Origin of the sequence: Microbacterium sp. CPCC 204701, from assembly GCF_004010105.1 — a bacterium.
GTDB lineage: Bacteria > Actinomycetota > Actinomycetes > Actinomycetales > Microbacteriaceae > Microbacterium.
Map to the genome: position 1 here is coordinate 1 of NZ_RRYE01000269.1, position 4,235 is coordinate 4,235.

The window sequence follows — 4,235 nt, forward strand, 5'->3', positions numbered from 1 at the left end:
GGCAGGCGGATGAGGCTCCGTCCGCGGTGGAGGACACGCCGGCACCGACCGATCAGCTCGACACCGGAGCACCTGCGGTTCCCCCGCCGGTGGAAGATGTGATCGCCGACGCCGAAGCCCAGGCTTCGGATCCTGCGGCGGCGCCCGCCTACGCGGAGCCCGCGGCCGACGTCGACGTCGACGAATCGGTGTGGACTGAGCCCGAGACCGAGATCGTGGAAGAGATCGCATACGAAGAAGAGCTCGGCGAGGAACAGTAGGAGCCGGTGACCGACCCGTCCGAGCGGGCGCGCCCACCCGCTGTCGCCCCGCAGCGTCCGGCCGGCGCGCGGGAGGCATCCAAGGCGCCTCCGCAGCGCCCGCCGACGCAGAATCCCAACACTGCACCGGTGCTCACCAGGCTGACGCCGCCGTTCTCGATCCGGACGGCCCAGCTGCTCTGGATCCTGAGCTTCGCGATCGGCGGCTTCGCTGTCGTGTACTTCTTCGTCATCCGCAAAGACCAGGTGCCGCTCATCTCCGACATCGTGCGCACCGTGGACCCCGGGCGCGCGGACCAGACTTACACCGCGGCCGCCGACATCGTCTACTGGTCCGTCTTCGGCCTTCTCGTGGCGGTGCTGCTCGTGCAGATCACGTTGCTGGTGTCGTTCATGGCCCGGCGGCCGAAGATCCGCTGGTGGCAGCTGCTCACCTGGATCCTCCAGGTGGTGACACTCGGCCTTTCTCTCGAGCTCGTGCTCACCGGCGAGCGCGCGCAGCCGCTGCGCACGGTGCTCGCGGCCCAGTGCGGCCTCGTTCTCCTGGGTCTGCTCTCGAGCGTGATGCCGAAAGCGATCGCCTGGTCAGCCCGGCAGCACGATGTCGTGCGACATCAGCGGGACGACGTGCCGCGGTCGCTCTGAGGCGATCTGCTCGAGACTGCGGATGACGGTGTGGCACAGACCCACTGCGCCGCGCTCGGTGAGCGGCGATTCGGCGATCCCGCGCCAGCGCGTGAGCAGCTCGTCCACGCGGTGCTGCATCAGGGCGCCATCCGCGGTGTCGTCCAGGCTCAGGCGCGCCGCTGCAGACGCACCGGCACCTCCGACGATTCGCTCGGCATCCGCCAGCTGCTCCGCGGGCAGGGAGTATCCGCCGGCGCGGGTGCGAGAGAGCGCCGCGAGTTCTCGCAGCGAGTGCGTCGTGGCGAAGATGCGCTCGATCTCCGCCAGCAGCGCCTCGCTCCCTGGACGCGGCCGCTCGCGCAGCACCTGGTCGAGCCCGGGGAGAACTCCGTAGACCTTGAGGGTGTCGGCGCGAGCACGGAAGTGATCGCGCATGAGCACCTGCAGAGCCGTCAGGCCGCTCTGCTGGAGCAGACCCTCGGCCAGCTCGGTCGAGGTGGCGATGCCGCCGCGGATCAGCGCTGCCGCAAGACGGACGCCGAACAGGCCGAAGCGGGCGAGCAGCGCCCGCCGCGTGCTTTGACTGAGGGTGCTTTCCGACGAGGGAAGGGCGAACCGATCCGCGGAGACCAGCATCCGCTCGCGCACCGAGCGCTCGAGCCTCGCGATCTGGCGAAGCGCGAGGAACTCGTCTTCGCGGAGAGTCCGCGCCGTCTCGGCGAGGAGCCCCGCGACCGGGATGACATCGAGCACGAGTGCATGCAGGTCGCCGTCCTCGGCGTATCGCCGCGCGACCTTCGCGGCCGACAGCAGCGAGTCGATGCGTGCCGAGCCGATCTCGTCCGCCCGGGAGAGCACCGCGACGGCGTTCACGGTGAGCGATCCTCCTGCCGCGACATCGCGGAACGACTCGAGGAACTGGCGGTCAGAGGATCTCAGGTGCCTCATCAGATAGATCACGGCATCGGCGGCGGACGCGCTGCTCTTCTGAGTGAGGAAGCCGGTGGCTCGTGCCGACACCTCCTGCGACAGCGACGCGATGCCCGGCGTGTCGATCAGGACGAGCGACCGCAGACTCTCAGAAGGCCATCCGACGTCGATCCAGGCGACATCGGCCGCCGTCGCCGAGCCGAGGTCGAACACCACCCTTCCGCCGTCCCGGCGGAAGCGCAAGCTGCGTGGCGGCCCTTCATGCGGGTGAAGCGTGATCGTCGGCGTGTCCGAGCGGCGATACCACGTGACGACACGCGTGCACTCCCCTGCATCGGTCGCCGCGATCGACTCGCCCAGCAGAGCGTTCAGCAGCGTGGACTTGCCGGCCTTCACCATGCCTGCCAGCGCGATGCGCAGCGGCCCTTCGAGCCTCTGACCGTACGCCTCGAGCACGGCGGACGTCGCCGCGTCGTCCTCGTAGAGGGCGAGCGCCCGCCGTGCGACATTGCGAGCGTCGACGAGTGCCGGCTCCTTCATCGCTTCGCTCCGCTCATCCTGCGATCGCCGCCTGCTCGGGCCCGCTCGCCCGTTCCGGCGTCTGCGGCGGCGCAGCGATGTGCGCGCGCAGCTCCTCGAGCTGCCGGAGCCGGCTGCGAAGGAGCCTGACGCGCTCGTCACGCTTGCCGCTCTCAACGCCTGCGGCCTGCTTGGCGGCGGTGACCGCCTCGGCGAATGAGCGGTGCAACTCGTCGGCCATCGCGCCGAAGTGGTCGCGTGCCGTGCGCTGCACCAGCCGCAGCCGATCCTTGAGCTGCTTGCCCGCCTGGAAGATCACCTCGTCGATATGGCGACGCACGATGTTCTTCGCCTCCTGCTGCCTGCGCAGGAGGCGGGCGTTCATGTCTTCGCGGTACGCGCGGCGCCCCACGATCACGCCGGCCAGGAGCGACAGCGGATTGATGAGCGGGAGCCCGATCAGACCGGTCGCGAGCCCGACCATGAGCACGCCGCCGTACGAACCGCGCACGCCGATGAAGATCTTCTCCGCTGCGCTCATCCGCCCTTCGTCCAGCCGGCCGATCGCATCGACCGGGTCGAGCACGCCGGCCGCGTCGGCCACGTCGATCTCAGGGATCGACTCCTCCCCTTCGAGGAAGAGGTCGGCGACCTGCTCCGACAGCCAGCGCGCGCGCTCGTCCGTCCACACGAACGTCTCGGCGACGGCGTCTGAGATCCGCTGGTTCATCCAGTCGGTGATCTGCTCCCAGATCGGGCCGGGATCACCGTCGTCGATGGATGCCTCGGCCTCGCGCTGCACCTTGCGCAATCTGTCGCGCAGATCGTGCTCCATGTCGGAGATCAAGTCCGCGACGCCGTCCGTGAGCGTCACCTGCCAGCGCGAGGACCGCCCACGGAACTCGTCGGCGCGGGCCTTCGCGTCCTCGAGCCGCTGGATGAGGCGCGGCGTGCTGTGGGGATCGACGAGAGCACTGAGCTCGGATCGGAAGGCCATGGTGAGCTGGTCGACGACCGATCCGAGGTCGTGCATGGCACTGCGCTCATGGATCTGCTCAGCGCGCTCGAGGATGTGCTGGCGGAGGTGCGCGACGAGGGCGGGGAAACCGGACTCCTCGTTGAGCTGGGCGTCCCGGTTCTCGGCTGCCAGAAGCCGCAGATCGCTCGAGACGGCGAAGATGGGGATGTCGCCGATCTTCGACAGATGGCGGCGGTCGATGTCTTCGATCTCACGCCAGTCGGGGTAGAGGTCGGTCTTGGCCAGGACCGCGGCGACGTTCGGCGAGACGCGCATCGCGTGACGCAGGAACTGCATCTCGGGTGCCGTGTACTCCTGCGACGCATCCGACACCAGGATCACGGCGTGCGCGCTCGACAGTGCCGACAGGGTGAGAAGGGCGCTGCGCGAATCGAGGCCCCCGACGCCGGGCGAGTCCACAAGCCGCAGGCCCCCGCGCAGGATCTCACGTGGAAGCAGCACTTCGGCCGACACGATTCGTCGCTCGTTGTCGGGGTTCCCCTTCGCGGAGACGTACTCGGCCAGTTCGTCCAGGCCGATGCGCTCGCGCACCGGCACGACATCGGCCCCCGTCTCGGGCTGCACGAAAACCGTCGCCGATGGCTCTGGAGCATAGCCCACCGTCGTGGGCACGGTCGTGGCGACATCGTCGTCGACGGGGCACGCCGGGGCGTTCACCAGGGCGTTGACGAGCTTGCTCTTGCCCTGCTTGAACTCGCCCACCACGATGACCCGGACGTGCGGGTCGCGCAGCCGCTCGCGCGTCTGCACGAGCCGCCGCACGAGATCGCGGCGGCCGGCCTGGGCCGCAGCCTCGCCGACCTGCCCCACCAGCTCGAGGAGAGCGCCGTCCGGAGCCGCGGGGATGCCGCCGGCCGCGG

3 protein-coding genes and 1 pseudogene are annotated in these 4,235 nt (G+C 69.5%); 2 read left to right on the plus strand and 2 right to left on the minus strand.

Translation table 11 applies throughout. From position 1 onward, the window contains the following. Positions 1–260: pseudogene (locus EIO58_RS13620) on the plus strand (hypothetical protein); the annotation flags it as partial. Between the two features lie 6 nt (positions 261–266). Further along, on the plus strand, positions 267–905 hold the full coding sequence (locus EIO58_RS13625) for a hypothetical protein (RefSeq protein ID WP_127819990.1): 639 nt from the start codon (positions 267–269) through the stop codon (positions 903–905). Here the strand turns inward: EIO58_RS13625 and EIO58_RS13630 are convergent. Further along, on the minus strand, positions 846–2,357 hold the full coding sequence (locus tag EIO58_RS13630; protein ID WP_127819991.1) for a dynamin family protein: 1,512 nt from the start codon (positions 2,355–2,357) through the stop codon (positions 846–848). The two genes, EIO58_RS13625 and EIO58_RS13630, sit on opposite strands and share 60 nt — an antisense overlap. Before the next feature lie 13 nt (positions 2,358–2,370). Next, a partial coding sequence (locus tag EIO58_RS13635; RefSeq protein ID WP_342447982.1) for a dynamin family protein occupies positions 2,371–4,235 on the minus strand: 1,865 nt, incomplete at its 5' end.